We start from the raw sequence: 15,065 nt of genomic DNA on the forward strand, positions 1-15,065 counted from the left end.
CCGCCGCCGGCCCACGTTCCCGTAGGCGGGGCGTAGCTCCAGCTCGATTTGAGTGCCGATCCTGACAGAGCAAGTGGCGTCCGACAAGGGATTCCGTTGTTGCCTTTTAGTTACGCGACGAAATCTGTCGACCAGGTGTCGAGCCGGCATGGGAAAGCCAGGACGGAGTGTCAGTGGTGCCTGCCAGACTCGCATGCATGACGAAGATCGATTCTCGGGACACCCTGGTCAGGGCGGTCCGGACGGGGGCGAGGGTCAAGTACCTCCACTTCTGGGGACACCGCCCGCTGCCGGACGGCCGGATCGGGGCGAGCTGTCTGAGCCAGTGGTGGCCGTCACCGTTCGTGGTGGACGGAGTGACCTATGCGACCGCCGAGCACTGGATGATGGCGGGCAAGGCGCGGCTGTTCGGCGACGCGGAGGCGGAACGGCGGGTGCTGGCCGCGGGACATCCTTCGGTCGCGAAGAAGGAAGGGCGCCTGGTCCGGGGCTTCGACGAGGCGGCCTGGGAGCGCGAGCGCTTCGGGATCGTCGTCGAGGGCAGCGTGCACAAGTTCGGCGCGGACGACGCGCTGCGGTCGTTCCTCCTGGGCACCGGGGAGCGGGTACTGGTGGAGGCCAGTCCGGTGGACCGGGTGTGGGGGATCGGGCTCGCGGCCACGGACGAGGGCGCGCTGGATCCGGAGCGGTGGCGGGGGCCGAATCTGCTGGGGTTCGCGTTGATGGAGGCGCGGGATCGCTTGCGGGGCGCCGGCGGCGCTTAGGCGGAACGGGTTGGGTTGTCTGCGGCCGGTGAGATCGGCGGGGGATGGTGAAGCCTGCGGAGGACCGGGCTCACGGCTGTGGCGAGGGCGCATCCGCGGGGGGCGCTTTGGCGGAGGCGCGGGATCGGTTGCGGGTGGGGGCGGGCGGCGCTGAAGCGGACCGGGTTGGGCATCTGCGGCCGGTGAGATCGGCGGGGGATGGTGAAGCCTGCGGAGGACCGGGCTCACGGCTGTGGCGAGGGCGCATCCGCGGGGGGGGCGCGTTGGCGGAGGCGTGGGATCGGTTGCGGGTGGGGGCGGGCGGCGCTGAAGCGGACCGGGTTGGGCATCTGCGGCCGGTGAGATCGGCAGAGCTGGTGAGGCCCGCGCGGAATCGGGCTCGCGGCTGCCGACGAGGGGGCACTGGAGCCGGAGCCGTGGCGGGGGCCGAATCCGCTGGGGTTCCCGTTGATAGAGGCGCGGGCATATACGGCCGGTCGCGCCCACGCTGCGGATCCGTATGCCGGCACGACCCCCTGCCCCTTCAGGCTTCAGGTCGCGCTTCTGCCTACGTCACGACCAGCAGTACGACCATGCCGATGCCCAGTGCGATGCCCGCGGCCCCGCAGATGATCCCGGCCAGGGCCTGACCCGGGTTGGTGGCCACACCCCTGCGGGCCTTGCCACGACCGATCGCACCGAAGATCACGCCGAGAACGCCGAGGACGATCGCCAGCGGCCAGAGGCAGAACACGAGGGCCGAGAGAATGCCGAGCACGAGCCCGGCGGTGCCCATGCCGTTACTGGGCAGGGGCTGCATACCGGGCCAGCCGTAGTAGCCCTGCGGTGCGGCGCCCGGGTAGCCGTACCCACCGCCCGGATAGCCGTAGGGCACCTGGCCCGGGCCGTCAGGGGCGATGGGCGGCGGGGGGACATGACTGTCCTGGGCGTAGGGAGCGGGACCGGCCGGGGCTGCGAAGGGGTTGACCGGAGGCCCGGGGTGCGGCGGGACGAAGGGGTTCGGCGAGCCGCCCCCCGGCGCGCCCGGCGAGACAAAGGGCTCGGCGGAGCCGCTCACCAACGTCTCCGGCGGACCGAACGGGTCGGTCCCACCGCTAGCCGGGCCGGACGGCGGGGCGAACGGGTTGCCGGGGCCACTGGCCGCAGCACCCGGCGAAGCCGAAGGGTCGACGGAACCGCTCGCTGGACCCGACGGCGGGCCAAACGGGGTGGCAGGGCCGCCAGCCGGAGCACCCGGCGAAGCAGCAGGGCCGACGGAACCGCTCGACGGCGCTCCCGGTGATGCGAACGCGTTAGCCCCACCGCTCGCCAGACCGGACGGCGGAGCAAACGGGTTGGCCGGGCCACCGGCCGCAGCTCCCGGCGAAGCCGAAGGACCGGCGGAACCACTCGCCAGACCCGACGGCGGGCCAAACGGGGTGGCCGCGCCACTCGCCGGCGCTCCCGGTGCCACGAACGGGCCGATCCCACCGCTCGCCGAACCGGACGGCGGAGCAAACGGGTTGGCCGGGCCACCGGCCGCAGCACCCGGCAAAGCCGAAGGACCGGCGGAACCGTTCGCCGGACCCGACGGCGGAGAGAAGGGAGTGGCAGGGCCACCGGCCGGAGCACCCGGCGAAGCCGAAGGACCGGCGGAATCAGACGGCGGTCCGAACGGGTTGGCCGGGGCGCTCGCCGATGGTCCCGGTGGTGCGAAGCGGTTCGCCGGGCCGCCGCCCGGTGTTCCGGGGCCGGGCGGTGCGAACGGGTATGCCCACGGCTGTGATGGTGGCGTGCCCTGCTGCCCCGGGGCCGAAGCGTCAGCGCCCGGCGTCGACGTGGTCGGCCGCCGGTCGTGGATGGACGGGGGTGGCCAGGAATGCGGGTCGTTCGAAGCGAGGGTGGTGCCGGGGCCGACGGAATCCCCGGCTGCGCTCGGCAGCCCGGAAGGAGGGTCGCTGGCGGCCCCCTGACCGGCGGGCGAGGAGGACGCGTCGTGGGACGGCGTTGCAGAGGCGTCCCAGGCCGACGCGGAGGACGGAGTGTCGACGACAGGCGCCGCGTCCTCGGGCGTGCCCGGCCCGGACCATGAGCCACCGACCGCCGCACGGGACCCCGCGGCCCCGTCCCCTTCCGGCGCCGTCGGCGCGAACGGCACGTCCTCCGCCGAGACCGTCTGCCCAGTCGCCCCGTCACCCACGGGCGGCGCCCAAGCCCCCCGCTCACCACGGCCCTCCACGTCCCGCTCCCCCGCCGCGTCCGTGCTGCCCGCCCCCACCCCGGAAGAGGTCACCTTGTCCAACTCCACCCGGGGAACCGTCAGCCCGTCCCGCTCCCCCTGAGAATCCACAGCCTCGCCCGGCTGCCCCTCGGAAGCCGACGGAGCCGACACCCGCGCCCCCTCAGAATCCACCGCCCCGCCCCGCCGCCCCTCGGAAGCCGACGAAGCCGACACCCGCGCCCCCTCAGAATCCACCGCCCCGCCCCGCTCCCCCACGGAAGCCACCGCCTCGTCCCACTGCCCCCCGGAAGCCGACGAAGCCGACCCCTGCGCCTCGCCTGCCAGGTGTCGCGCCTCGTCGGACATGGTCGGGACCCCCTCTGCCGTATGCCGTCATGCTACGACCGGCGCCCCTCCCCCCGACCGGTCGGCCTACGATGATCCCCGAGTCATCGATCAGCCGATCACCCGCGCCCGCCGCACGCCGGCCGAGGGCGCCGTTCCGGGGAGGAACCTTGACCGAGCACCTCATCGACCCCAGCGTCCCGCGCGACCTGCACGCCTTCATCGCCTCGCTGCCCAAGGCCGAACTGCACGTCCACCACGTAGGCTCCGCCTCCCCCCGGATCGTCTCCGAACTGGCCGCCCGCCACGCCGACTCCAAGGTCCCGACCGACCCCGAGGCCCTGGCCGACTACTTCACCTTCACGGACTTCGCCCACTTCGTCGATGTGTACCTGTCCGTCGTCGACCTGATCCGCACGCCGGAGGACGTACGTCTGCTGACGTACGAGGTGGCGCGCGACCTGGCGCGGCAGCAGGTGCGCTACGCGGAGCTGACCATCACCCCGTTCTCCTCGACCCGCCGCGGTATCGACGAGCGCGCCTTCATGGACGCGATCGAGGACGCCCGCAAGGCGGCGGAGGCCGAGTTCGGGACGGTGCTGCGCTGGTGCTTCGACATCCCCGGCGAGGCGGGCCTGGAGGCTGCGGAGGAGACCGTACGACTCGCCACCGACGACCGTCTGCGCCCCGCGGGCCTCGTCTCCTTCGGGCTCGGCGGTCCCGAGATCGGCGTACCGCGGCCGCAGTTCAAGCCGCACTTCGACCGCGCGATCGCGGCCGGCCTGCACTCGGTGCCGCACGCCGGTGAGACGACCGGCCCGGAGACGGTCTGGGACGCGCTGACCCACCTGCGCGCCGAGCGCATCGGACACGGCACCAGCTCGGCGCAGGACGAGAAGCTGCTCGCGCACCTCGCCCAGGAGCGGATCCCCCTGGAGGTGTGCCCCACCTCCAACATCGCCACGCGCGCGGTGCGCCACCTCGACGAGCACCCGATCAAGGAGTTCGTGAAGGCCGGCGTCCTGGTCACCATCAACTCCGACGACCCGCCCATGTTCGGCACCGACCTGAACAACGAGTACGCCGTCGCCGCCCGTCTCCTCGACCTCGACGAGCGCGGCCTGGCCGACCTCGCCAAGAACGCGGTCGAGGCGTCCTTCCTCGACGAGCCCGGCAAGACCCGGGTCAAGGACGAGATCGACGCCTGCACCACGGCGTGGCTCGCGCCCTGACCCCACCGCGAACCGGTACCGACCACCAGCACAATGGGCCCATGCAGAAGCTGACCGCAGTGGCCCATCGGGGCGACCCCTACCGCGTCCGTGAGAACACGCTCGACTCCCTGCGTGCCGCGCGCGAACTGGGTGCGGACGCCGTCGAGATCGACGTACGCCTCACCCGGGACGGGGTCCCCGTGCTGCTGCACGACCGCACGCTGAAGCGGCTGTGGGAGCACGACCGGCCGCTCACGTCCCTGTCGTCGGACGAGGTCCGCGGCCTCTCGGACGGCAGGGTGCCGACGCTGGCCGAGGCGCTGGCGGTGGCCGAAGGGGCCCGGCTGATGCTCGACCTGCCGGGCGCACCGGACGTGCAGGCCGCCCGCCGGGTCGTCGACGTCGTACGGGAGAGCGGGGCCGAGGACCGCGTGTACTACTGCGCGGGCGCCCCCGCCATGCTCGCCGTACGCGCCGCCGACCCGGCCGCCGAGATCGCCCTGACCTGGACGTCGCTGGCCCCGCCGCGCCCCGCGCTGCTGGCGGCGGTCCGCCCGCGCTGGCTGAACTACCGCTTCGGCCTGGTCGACAAGGCCCTCGCCGAGCGCGTCCACCGCGACGGCTGCCTCGTCTCCGTCTGGACCCCCGACACGGTCCGCTCGATGCGCCGTCTCATCGCGGCGGGCGTCGACTCGATCACCACGAACCGCGTCGACGCCCTCTGCGCCCTGCGTGACGAGGGCTAAGCCGCGGACTGGGCCCACGAGAGCGGGGGCGCGATGGCCTGCGCGTCCGCCCCCTCCCCCACCCACAGGCCGATCAGCAGCGCCGCCGTCGCCTCCAGCAGCCCGGCCCGTTGCAGACCTCCGGCGTTCAGCGGTTCACAGCCGAGGTCGCGCACGAGTCGTCGTACGACCTCCAGGGCCTCCTCGTCGTCCCCGCACAGTGGCACGGCCAGTGGGCGGCCGTCGAAGACCGGCGGGGTCAGGCGCCAGACGTCCTCGTGGCAGAGGTTGAAGGCCTTGACCACCCGAGAGTCCGGTGCGGCGGCCGCGATCCGTCCGGCGGCCGACGGGCCGTCCGCCGTGAGCAGCCGGAAGCCGGGATGGCCCACCGGGTTGGTGCAGTCGATCAGCACCCGTCCGCGCAGCACGTCCTCCAGCCCCGCGACCACCTCGACCGCCGCCTCGTAGGGCACCGCGAGCAGCACCGCGTCCGTCCCGAACCCGGCCGCCTCCCGCACCCCTCCCTGGGACCGGCTCCCGGCCACCACCTCGTGTCCCGCGCGCCGCCACCGCGTGCCCAGCGCGTCCGCCATTCCGCCCGTACCGAGAATCCCTATACGCATGCTCAGGACTGTAGGAACCCGCTCGGGCACCATTCGGTACGTGACGTACCTCGCCGACTGCCGCGCCCGCCTCGCCTTCGACCTCCTCTCCAACACCTGGAACGCCGTGGTGCTCTGGGCGCTGCGGGACGGTCCCGTGCGCCATGGGGAGCTCCAGGACCGCATCGGCGGCATCAGCCAGAAGGTGCTCACCGAGACGCTGCGGCGGCTGGAGTTCAACGGGCTGGTCCGTCGCCGCGCGTCCGAGGGAACCCGGGCCGCGTACGAACTCACCGAGCTGGGACGGACCTTGCTCGCGCCGATCGACGCCTTCGGTGCCTGGGCCTTCGAGCACGGCGACGAGGTGATGGAGGCGCAGGACCGCTACAGACGGGAGCGCTGAGGCACCGTGGCCGGGTCGGCGGGGCTCTCGCGGGTGACGTACTGCGGTACCGGCGCCGTGTCCTTGCCGTTGTCGCGGACCAGGCCGTAGCGGATCGCGCCTTGTGGGGGGCCGTAGTTGATGTCCTTGTCCGCCGCCTCCCAGCTGGAGGGGAAGACGGTCAGGCCGTAGGAGGCGCCGCGTTCGTTCACGGTCAGGTCGACGCTGCCGTCGAGGTAGAAGTACTCGTTCTGCCACATCTGCTGGGTGCCGTCCGGCAGCACCGTGTATCCGGTGTCGGGGCCGCCCATGCCGGTGGTGTCGGGGCCGGTGGCGTCGTCCATGCGGCGGCCGCCGCCCGAGGCGACATGGAAGAGCCTGCCCTTGAGACCGGTCCAGGTGGGCATGGTCAGGCCGCCCGGCCGGTCCTGCGGGGCGATCTGCCAGCGCACCAGCACGTATCCCTGCCCGCTCAGCGTCACTGTCTCGCCGCGGTGCTGCATGACGGCCTTGGCGCCCCAGGTGCTGGTGATGCCGGACTCGGGGCGGTGCGGCAGGGCGGCGGGCCGGGCGTCGGGGGCGGGGGCCCGGTCGACGGTGTCGACGACCGTGCCGTAGAGATCGGCCTTCTTCGGTGTGGGGGACGGTGTCGGTGACAGTGACGGGGTCGCCGACGGGGAGATCGTCACCGGTGGGCGGGCCGTGCTCGCCGCCGTGGGACTGGCGACCACGCGCGGCGGCGGGCTGTCCGGGGCCTGCGTGACGACGTACGCGCCGCCCGCCACGATCGTGGCCCCCGCCGTCACCGCGACGAAGGGCTGGGTGAGTGCGGCCATCGCCTTGGCGGACCAGCCCACGGAGGCGGCCCCCGCCGCCCCCGCCGCGGCTGCCGCCGTCTTGCCGCCGAAGGCCAGGGAGAGGGTGAAGCCGACGGGGAGCGGGACGAGGGCGATACCGACGAGCAGGCGTTCCGCCGGTACGACGGCCTCGCGGGTGTCCCCGCAGTAGCCGCAGCCCCGGATGTGCCGGGCCAGCCGCTTGCGCCAGACGGAGTCGGGCCGCCCGTTCCAGCGGCCGGTCAGTTCGCGCAGGTCCGGGCAGGCACCGTCGAGGGCCCGCACGATGCCGCGCGCGGTCTCCACGCGCTCCTTGAGCCGCTGGACGCGCACCGCGGCGTGCTGTCTGCTGATACCGGCGGCGGCCGCCAGCTCGCGCCGGGTCAGCTCGCCCGCGACCTCCAGCCACCACAGCGACAGCAGTTGCCGGTCCTCGTCGTCGAGCCAGCGCACCGCCTCCGCGACCTCGCGCCGCTGGCCCTCCAGCTGGAGTCTGAGGACGGTGAGTTCGGCGAAGTCGGCGGCGTCGCTCGCGGCGGCCTCCTCCAGCGGGGCCGGGGCCGTGCGGCGCCGGGCCCGGTCCCGTATCTGGCGCATGGCGATGGCCACCAGCCAGGAGCGGAAGCTGTCCGGGTCGCGCAGCGCACCGAGGTTGTCGACGGCCCGCAGCATGGTCTCCTGGACGACGTCGTCGACGTCGGCGTGACCGTTCAGGGCGCGGCCGACGATGTTGTAGACCAGCGGCAGCCAGCCCGCGACCAGGTCGTCCAGCGCCTGCCGGTCACCGGCCTGCGCCGCCGCGATGGTGTCGCGCCATTGCCGCGTGTCCACGTCGTTCCGTCCCTCGGTTCGGTTCTGCACGCACCCTCTCAGGCGGCCCCGGGGTCATGGCTATGCCGGAGATCACAAGGTGGAGACGGAGTGAAGGCTTCCGGGATAACAGTTTTTCGCGCGCCGCAGCCTCCCCTAGGGGCCGACCCGCACAACCCCCTCACCGGGCAGGGAAGTTGCTCAGGGTTCCGCCAGGGTGCGGTGCCCTCCTCGCCGACGATCCCGGCGGGAGCCTACCGGCGGACGATGATCACCACACCGATCGCTTGGAGCATCAGATGCGCACCCGTACGTCTGTCGTCACCCTCTCCCTGGCTCTCGCCCTGGCCGCCGGGCCCCTCGCCGCCCCCGCCTTCGCCGCGGCGCCGGCCGCCGCCGAGTGCACCATGAACGCGCCGGACGCCAAAGCCCTGAGCGCTGCGCTCGCCGGGCTCCCGAACGCGGACGCGACGGCCGCGCTCGTCCGGGTCGGCGGGTGCGGCGGCAGCTGGCGGGGCAGCGCGGGCGTGCACGACCTGAAGAGCGGCCGGGCGGCGGACCCGGACGCGCGGTTCCGGGCCGGGTCGACGACGAAGGTGGTGACGGCGGCTGCGGTGCTGCGTCTGGCGGCCGAGGGACGGATCGACCTGGACAAGCCGGTCCAGCGCTATCTGCCCGGCCTGCTCGGCAAGCAGTTCCGGCCCATCACCGTGCGGCAGCTGCTCGACCACACCAGTGGCATCCCGGCCGGCGACGGCCTCGGCGCCACCTTCGAGGAGCTGTACGCCCACCGCTTCGACACGCTCACCCCGCAGCGGGTCGCCGCGTCGGCGGGCGCGAAGAAGCCGGAGTTCTGCCCGGGGAAGCAGCAGCACTACCTCAACATCAACTACACGTTCCTCGGGCTGCTGATCGAGAAGGTGACCGGGCGGCCGTACGCCTCCGAGGTCACCCGGCTGGTGCTCGCGCCCGCCGGAATGCGGGACACCTACTTCCCGGGTACCGACCCCCGCATACGCGGCCCGCACAACCTCGGCTACCAGAAGGTGGAGCGAGCCGACGGGACCACCGAGTTCCTGGACGTCACGGAGTGGAACCAGGCGGACCGGTTCGCGGCCGGGGACATGATCTCCACGACGGCGGACCTGGAACGGCTGATCACCGCGCTCTTCCAGGGACGGATCGTGCCGGAGTCGCGGATGAAGGAGGTGTTCGCGGTCCCGACGGACATCACCGGCGCGAGCTACAGCGCGGGCGGCCTCCAGCGCTTCGAGATCGCGGGGACGGTCTACTGGGTCAAGTCCGGCGGCCGGTACGGCTACAACTCGGCGATCGCCGCAACCGAGGACCTCAGCCGCACCGTCGCCTACTCGGTCAACTCCACCGACGCGAAGAGCACGGACGCGAACCCGGTCGTCACCGGGATCATCATGGCCGCGGTCAAGTAGCGGGCACGGCCCAGGCGTTGCCCGGGGTGAGCGCCTCCAGCCGCTTGATCTTCCGGCGAACGACGTACAGGGGGATCACCCCGAACACCCCGAACGACATGTCGATCACGCTCCACCAGAACGGAATCCCCCGGATCGGCCCGCAGATCAGCGCGAGCGGGATGATCCCGGCGCAGGCGATCATCCCGAACTCGACGACCCAGATGTTGCGGACGGGGTCGCGGTAGGCGCCGTAGAAGGCGACCGCGATGACGAGGTGGGCGAAGGCGAGCCAGTCGGTGCCGTAGAGGAGGAAGGGGTAGTCGGTGTCGGCGGTGTCGAGGCCCTGGCGGACCCGCACGATCCAGTCCATCAGGGGGTCGGGGGTGGGCAGGTGCCGCAACAGGTCCTCGGTCCAGCGCAGTTCGTGGACGAGGGGGAAGGCCGTGGCGCCGCTGAGCGCGAGACACACGACGAACAGGACCAACCAGGCGCGAATGCCCTTGAGCAGGGCGGCTCTGTCGCTCATGGCAGGAGCGTACGCCTGGAATTGAACATGTTCAAAATATCTTTCGGCGGTCGCTTCTACGGCTGCTCCGTGGGCAGCTGCTCCGTGGGCGTCGGCTCGGCGGTGGCGGTGGGCGCCGTGGACGGCGAGGGCGAGGGGGCGTCCGGGCGGACGGGTACCGACGTCGCCGGCGCGGACGGCACGGCCGAAGGCTGCTGCCCGTCCGAAGGCCGCCCGTCCGAAGGGGGCGGGGTCGAGGGCGGCGCGGTCGGGGAACTGCTCGCGGGCGGGGGTGCGAGCGGGACCGTCGGGGACGCGGGGGCCTCGGACGTCGACAGCCTGAGCGGCAGCAGGACGGCTGCGGCGAGACCGCAGACCACGGCGGTTCCCGCCGCCGCGCGCAGCAGCTTGCGCCGGGTCGCGCCGCGGCGGATCGCCTCGTAGCGGCCGGCGGGCGGGCCGAGGTGGTCGGCGGGGGGCCGCAGCAGGACGGTGAGCGGGTCGTCCGGGTCGAGGTCCGGGTCGTCGTCAGGGCGCGTGATCAAGGCTTCTCCTCAGATGGGCGCGGAGCAGTTCGCGGGCCGCGTGGAGGTCGGCCTTGACGGTTCCTTCCTTGCGTCCGGTCAGCACGGACACCTCTCGGATCGGCATGTCAGCGTAGTAGTGGAGCAGGATCGGGACGCGCAGTCGCTCGGGGAGGGACTGGACGAGCAGTCGTACCGCGGGATCGGCCTGTTCGTTGTACGGGCTCACCGCGGCCTCGTTGCCGGCCCGGCGCACGGCCCTGCGCTCGCGCTCCAGCTTGCGCCAGTGATCACGGACGAGGTTCGCCGCGGTGACGTAGAGGAACCCGCGCGGTTCCTCCACCGCCGTCCAGCGTGCCCACAGCCGGGTGAAGGCCTCCGAGGCGATCTCGTGGGCCGTCTCGTCGTCGTCGACGAGCCGGCGGCACCAGCCGGCGAGGCGTGGGTAGAGGGCGGCGAACAGCTCGGACGCCGCCCTCTCTCGGGACCGTTTCAACGTTCTCCTGCTGAGATGGACGCGGCGAAGACGATCACGTTGTCGCGGTACCCGGCACCGGTCCGGGGTCCGCCGCAGGTGATGAGACGCAGTTCGGGCCGGTCGACGTTCCCGTACACGGCCCCCGCCGGGAAGTCGGCCTTGTCGACCGTACGGACCTCGGTGACGGCGAACGCCGCCGTGCCGCCGTTCTCCAGGCGCGCCTCGACGCGGTCACCCCGGCGCAGTTCCCCCAGCCGCCGGAAGACCCCGGCCCCGTACGAGCCGACCGTGACATGGCCGAGGAGCACCGACGGACCGGTCTGCCCCGGCGTCGGCGAGTGCTCGTACCAGCCCGCCTGGTCGTGCGCGGTGACAGGGGGCACCTGCACCGTGCCGTCCGGGGCCAGGCCCAGCCGCATGACGGGGGTGTCGACCCCGATCTCCGGTATCCGCAGCCGCACGGGGACCGAACGGCCCTGCGGGGTGGCCGCCTCGGTGGACGACGGCGTACTGGAGGCGCGGCCCTCTGTCGTGGTCTTCCCGCTCGTGGCTCCCGGGCCGCCGCACCCCGCGAGCAGCGTGGTCAGCGCCGCCGCGGTGAAGGCGCGCCTGGAGAGCGGGCTCATGCGCCGGTCGCCCGCCGACGTCGTACGAGGAGGACGGCCCCGCCGCCCAGGACGACGGCCGAGGCGGCACCCCCGCCGACCAGCACGCCCGAGCCACCGGACCCGGACGAGGCCACGCCGGTGTCGGGCGCTCCGCTGGGCACGACGGAGACCTGGTCCGAGGCAGGCGCCTCGGTCGGAGCGGCGGTCGGTTCGGCACTGGGGTCGGTGGACCCGCTCGGCGCCGCGCTGGGAGCGGTCGTGGCGCTGGGGGCGGGGCTCGGGGTCGCGGTCTCGTCGGCGAACGCGGGCATCGCGCCCGCCAGTACGGCGGTGCATGCGAGGACCAGGGCACTGAGGCCGGTTCGGCGCATCAATGGCTCTCTTTCGTCGGTCCGCCCGCGGGGTGCGGGACGGATCGAGCGGAGAGACGAGGCAGCGACCGACGGGGTTGTAAAGAGATGGCAAAGCCGTGAGGGGCGGCCTACAACCCCACGATGGCGTTCCACCGCTTCGCGAACCCCACCCGCTCCTCCGACGTGATGTCCCGCGCGATCACGAGCCGTGCACGCATCTCGTCGTCGGGGAAGATCAGCGGGTTCTCGGCGAGTTCCGCGGTGTCCTTGTCGTCGGACCCGGCGAGGATCTCCCGGGCCGCCGGGACCGGGCAGACGTAGTTGACCCATGCGGCGAGTTCCGCGGCGACCTCGGGCTCGTAGTAGTAGTCGATCAGCCGCTCGGCATTCGCCTTGTGCAGGGCGCGGTCGGGGATCATCAGGGAGTCCGACCACAGCTCGGCGCCCTCCTCGGGGACGACGAAGCGGATGTCGGGGTTGTCGGCCTGGAGCTGGATGACGTCGCCGGAGTACGCCTGACAGGCCAGGACGTCGCCGGTGACGAGGTCCTTGGTGTAGTCGTTGCCGGTGAAGCGGCGGATCCGGCCGCTGCGGACGTGCCGCTCGACCTGGTCGCAGACCTCGTCGAAGTCGGCCGCCTCCCACTTCCTGATGTCGACGCCGTTGCCCTGCATGAGCAGCGCGAACGCCTCGTCGAGCCCCGAGAGCAGGGTCACCCGGCCCTTGAGGTCGCTCGCCCAGAGATCGCCGACGCTCCGTATCTCGCGGCCCAGCCTGCGGTGGTCGTACGCGATGCCGGTGATGCCCGACTGCCACGGCACCGTGAAGGTGCGGCCCGGGTCGAAGGCGGGCGACCTCAGCAGCGGGTCCAGGTACCGCGTGACGTGGGGCTGGCTCGCCCGGTCCATCTCCTGGACCCAGCCGAGCCGGACGAACCGGGCGCACATCCAGTCGCTCATGACGATCAGATCGCGGTCGGTCTGCTGGTGGTTCATCAGCGCGGGGCTGATCTTGCCGAAGAACTCGTCGTTGTCGTTGATCTCCTCGACGTAGTCGACGCTGATCCCCGTCCGCTTCCCGAAGGCGTCCAGCGTCGGCCGCTGCGTCGAGTCGTCGTCGTCCGTGTCGATGTAGAGCGGCCAGTTCGCCCACGCCAGCCGCTTGTCGGTGGCGGACCGGTCGGGGACGGCACGGTCACCGGCGGACACGTACGCGGCGGGCACTCCGCACCCGGCGAGGGCGCCCAGTGCCGCGCCACCGCCGAGCGTGCGCAGCAGGGAGCGGCGGGTGAGCCGGGGTTTCCGCGGTGGGAGGGCCATTCCGGCAGCATGCCGCGCGCACCTGTGGCCGGACAATCGACGCTGCGTCGAGCCGTGGAACGGGGAACGGACACCCTGTCGATCAGCCGCCGGGGAGCGCGGGAGCCGACAGCGGCAGTCCGACCTCCACCGTCAGTCCCCCCTGCGGGCGGGTGGTGGCCCGCACCCGGCCGCCGTGCGCGGCGACGACGGCCGCGACGATGGACATGCCGAGCCCGAGCCCGTCACGCTTGCGCACCCGCTCCGGCCCGAGGCGCCGGAACGGCTGGAACAGCCCGGCCGCCTGGTCCGCCGGGATGACCGGCCCGCTGTTCTCGATCCGCAGCCCGGGTCGGCCCATGACGTCCACACCGGTCCACACACGCACCCAACTCCCCTCGCCTTCCGCCAGGTTGTGCCGCACGGCGTTGTCCGTGAGGTTGGCGACAAGTCGCTCGATGAGCTGCGGATCCCCGAGCACGACCGCGGGCTCCAGCCGGGCCTCCACCCGCACCCCCGCCTCTGACCCCGCCTGCGCGTCCGGCAACCGCTCCCGCACGATCGCCGCGAGGTCGACGAACTCCTGCCGCTCCAAGCCCCGTTGGCTACGTGCGAGGGTCAACAGAGCGTCGATCATCCGCTCCTGCTCCTCCCCCGCCGCCCGCACCCGAAGCAGCGCCGCCCGCAGCGTCTCGACGGAGGCTCCCGGGTCCGCGAGGGTCACGTCGACGACGGCCTGCTGGAGCGTGAGCGGGGTACGCAGCTCGTGCGAGGCGTTGGCGACGAAGGCCTTCTGCGCCTCGAACGCGCCCTCCAGTCGCGCGAGTACGGCGTCGATGGTGTCCGCCATCGCCTTCAGCTCGTCGTCGGGTCCGGCCACGGCGAGCCGCTCGTGCAGATTGTCGGCGGAGATACGGCGGGTGGCCGCGGTCATGGTGCGCAGGGGGTCCAGGACCCGCCCGGCCATCAGCCGGCCCAGGGCCAGGGAGAACACGGTCATCACCGCCAGCGCCAGGGCCGACTCGATCAGCAGCTCGTGCAGCTGCTCGGAGCGCTGCACCGACAGCCGCTGCTGGACGTACGAGGCGACCGTGGGCGGGTCCGGCGTGCTCGGGCCCTCGGCCCGCCCGGTCAGCCGTGGTGGCGAGCCCGCGGTGAGGGACGGCTCGGAGTTGGCCACGAGCACATAGGTGAAGGCCAGCAGCACCGCTCCGGCGACGACGAACAGCGCGCTGTAGAGCAGGGTGAGCCGCCACCGGATGCTGTGCGGGCCGCGTACCCGCCAGGTCGGGAGCCGCATCAGAGCCGGTACCCGGCCCGCTCGACCGTCTCGATCAGCGGCGGCTCGCCCAGCTTCCGCCGCAGTCGGCTCACCGTGACCTTCACGGTCTGGCTGAAGGGGTCCGCGGCCTCGTCCCAGGCGCGTTCGAGCAGCTCCTCCGCGGAGACGACCCCGCCCTGTGCGGCCATGAGGAGTTCGAGCACCGCGAACTCCTTGGGGCTGAGCGGCAGTTGGCACCCGGCCCGGGTGACGGTACGCCGGGCGGGGTCGAGCCGCAGTTCCCCGCGGACCAGGACGGGCGGCAGCGCGGGCTGCGCACGCCGCGCCAAGGCCCGTATCCGGGCGACGAGTTCGGTGAACGCGAAGGGCTTGGGCAGATAGTCGTCGGCCCCCAGGCCCAGCCCCGACACCCGGTCGGCCACCGTCCCGGACGCCGTCAGCATCAGCACCCGCGCCCGGCTGCCGCCCCCGGCGAGCGTCCGGCAGACCTGGTCCCCGTGCACGCCGGGCAGGTCGCGGTCGAGCACGACGACGTCATAGCCGTTGACCTGGGCGCGCTCCAGCGCGTTCGGTCCGTCGAAGGCGAGGTCGACCGCCATCCCCTCCCGGCGCAGCCCCGCGGCGACGGTCTCGGCGAGCTCTTCGTGGTCCTCGACCACCAGCACACGCATGCGGTCAGTGTCGCGGGCAGGGGGTTACACGGCGGTAA

The 15,065-nt window shown here is 72.8% G+C and carries 17 protein-coding genes; 6 read left to right on the forward strand and 11 right to left on the reverse strand.

Annotated features, from left to right (window positions below; all coding sequences use genetic code 11):
- Positions 1 to 197: 197 nt before the first annotated feature.
- The gene (locus QF037_RS14435; protein WP_307025288.1) at positions 198 to 764 is read left to right on the forward strand and encodes an NADAR family protein; all 567 of its coding nucleotides are present in this window, start codon (positions 198 to 200) and stop codon (positions 762 to 764) included.
- A gap of 547 nt (positions 765 to 1,311) precedes the next feature.
- On the opposite strand, the gene QF037_RS14445 is transcribed toward QF037_RS14435, so the two are convergent.
- Positions 1,312 to 1,821, reverse strand: a complete 510-nt coding sequence (locus QF037_RS14445) for a DUF4190 domain-containing protein (protein WP_307025290.1) — start codon at positions 1,819 to 1,821, stop codon at positions 1,312 to 1,314.
- Between the two features lie 964 nt (positions 1,822 to 2,785).
- On the opposite strand from QF037_RS14445, the gene QF037_RS14450 reads away from it, so the two are divergent.
- The 3 genes from QF037_RS14450 (at position 2,786) to QF037_RS14460 (ending at position 5,269) form a co-directional block, all read left to right on the forward strand.
- Positions 2,786 to 3,085, forward strand: a complete 300-nt coding sequence (locus QF037_RS14450; RefSeq protein ID WP_307025292.1) for a hypothetical protein — start codon at positions 2,786 to 2,788, stop codon at positions 3,083 to 3,085.
- A gap of 394 nt (positions 3,086 to 3,479) precedes the next feature.
- Positions 3,480 to 4,541 (forward strand): adenosine deaminase, encoded by a 1,062-nt coding sequence (locus tag QF037_RS14455; protein ID WP_307025294.1) that lies wholly within the window; start codon positions 3,480 to 3,482, stop codon positions 4,539 to 4,541.
- 41 nt (positions 4,542 to 4,582) lie between these two features.
- Complete coding sequence (locus QF037_RS14460; protein ID WP_307025296.1) at positions 4,583 to 5,269, forward strand: glycerophosphodiester phosphodiesterase; 687 nt, start codon at positions 4,583 to 4,585, stop codon at positions 5,267 to 5,269.
- On the opposite strand, the gene QF037_RS14465 is transcribed toward QF037_RS14460, so the two are convergent.
- Positions 5,266 to 5,871: an NADPH-dependent F420 reductase gene (locus QF037_RS14465; RefSeq protein WP_307025298.1), complete on the reverse strand. Its 606-nt coding sequence runs from the start codon at positions 5,869 to 5,871 to the stop codon at positions 5,266 to 5,268. The genes QF037_RS14460 and QF037_RS14465 overlap by 4 nt on opposite strands.
- On the opposite strand from QF037_RS14465, the gene QF037_RS14470 reads away from it, so the two are divergent.
- Positions 5,870 to 6,253 carry a winged helix-turn-helix transcriptional regulator gene (locus tag QF037_RS14470; RefSeq protein WP_307025300.1) on the forward strand — a complete coding sequence of 128 codons (384 nt, stop codon included), beginning with the start codon at positions 5,870 to 5,872 and terminating at the stop codon, positions 6,251 to 6,253. The genes QF037_RS14465 and QF037_RS14470 overlap by 2 nt on opposite strands.
- On the opposite strand, the gene QF037_RS14475 is transcribed toward QF037_RS14470, so the two are convergent.
- A complete protein-coding gene (locus QF037_RS14475) occupies positions 6,235 to 7,899 on the reverse strand; it encodes an RNA polymerase sigma factor (RefSeq protein WP_307025301.1) in 1,665 nt (554 codons plus the stop codon). The two genes, QF037_RS14470 and QF037_RS14475, sit on opposite strands and share 19 nt — an antisense overlap.
- A 278-nt stretch (positions 7,900 to 8,177) precedes the next feature.
- Here QF037_RS14475 and QF037_RS14480 point away from each other — a divergent pair, with 278 nt between their 5' ends.
- Complete coding sequence (locus QF037_RS14480) at positions 8,178 to 9,326, forward strand: serine hydrolase domain-containing protein (RefSeq protein ID WP_307025303.1); 1,149 nt, start codon at positions 8,178 to 8,180, stop codon at positions 9,324 to 9,326.
- On the opposite strand, the gene QF037_RS14485 is transcribed toward QF037_RS14480, so the two are convergent.
- From QF037_RS14485 to QF037_RS14520, 8 genes are all read right to left on the reverse strand, one after another.
- Entirely contained in the window at positions 9,319 to 9,834 is a 516-nt protein-coding gene (locus QF037_RS14485) for a hypothetical protein (RefSeq protein ID WP_307025305.1), read from the reverse strand. The two genes, QF037_RS14480 and QF037_RS14485, sit on opposite strands and share 8 nt — an antisense overlap.
- A 56-nt stretch (positions 9,835 to 9,890) precedes the next feature.
- Positions 9,891 to 10,358 carry a hypothetical protein gene (locus QF037_RS14490; RefSeq protein WP_307025306.1) on the reverse strand — a complete coding sequence of 156 codons (468 nt, stop codon included), beginning with the start codon at positions 10,356 to 10,358 and terminating at the stop codon, positions 9,891 to 9,893.
- Positions 10,342 to 10,833: an RNA polymerase sigma factor gene (locus tag QF037_RS14495; RefSeq protein ID WP_046261921.1), complete on the reverse strand. Its 492-nt coding sequence runs from the start codon at positions 10,831 to 10,833 to the stop codon at positions 10,342 to 10,344. Before QF037_RS14495 ends, QF037_RS14490 begins: the two co-directional genes overlap by 17 nt.
- Positions 10,830 to 11,441, reverse strand: coding sequence for a class F sortase (locus tag QF037_RS14500; protein ID WP_307025308.1), 612 nt, complete (start codon positions 11,439 to 11,441; stop codon positions 10,830 to 10,832). Before QF037_RS14500 ends, QF037_RS14495 begins: the two co-directional genes overlap by 4 nt.
- Positions 11,438 to 11,794, reverse strand: coding sequence for a sortase-dependent protein (locus tag QF037_RS14505; RefSeq protein WP_307025310.1), 357 nt, complete (start codon positions 11,792 to 11,794; stop codon positions 11,438 to 11,440). The genes QF037_RS14500 and QF037_RS14505 overlap by 4 nt, the downstream gene beginning before the upstream one ends.
- Before the next feature lie 110 nt (positions 11,795 to 11,904).
- Positions 11,905 to 13,095 carry a polyamine ABC transporter substrate-binding protein gene (locus QF037_RS14510; protein WP_307025312.1) on the reverse strand — a complete coding sequence of 397 codons (1,191 nt, stop codon included), beginning with the start codon at positions 13,093 to 13,095 and terminating at the stop codon, positions 11,905 to 11,907.
- An 82-nt stretch (positions 13,096 to 13,177) separates the two neighbouring features.
- Positions 13,178 to 14,374, reverse strand: a complete 1,197-nt coding sequence (locus QF037_RS14515) for a sensor histidine kinase (protein WP_307025314.1) — start codon at positions 14,372 to 14,374, stop codon at positions 13,178 to 13,180.
- Positions 14,374 to 15,027 carry a response regulator transcription factor gene (locus QF037_RS14520; protein ID WP_307025317.1) on the reverse strand — a complete coding sequence of 218 codons (654 nt, stop codon included), beginning with the start codon at positions 15,025 to 15,027 and terminating at the stop codon, positions 14,374 to 14,376. The genes QF037_RS14515 and QF037_RS14520 overlap by 1 nt, the downstream gene beginning before the upstream one ends.
- Between the last annotated feature and the right edge of the window lie 38 nt (positions 15,028 to 15,065).

Source organism: Streptomyces canus (genome assembly GCF_030815415.1).
Classification (GTDB): domain Bacteria; phylum Actinomycetota; class Actinomycetes; order Streptomycetales; family Streptomycetaceae; genus Streptomyces; species Streptomyces canus_F.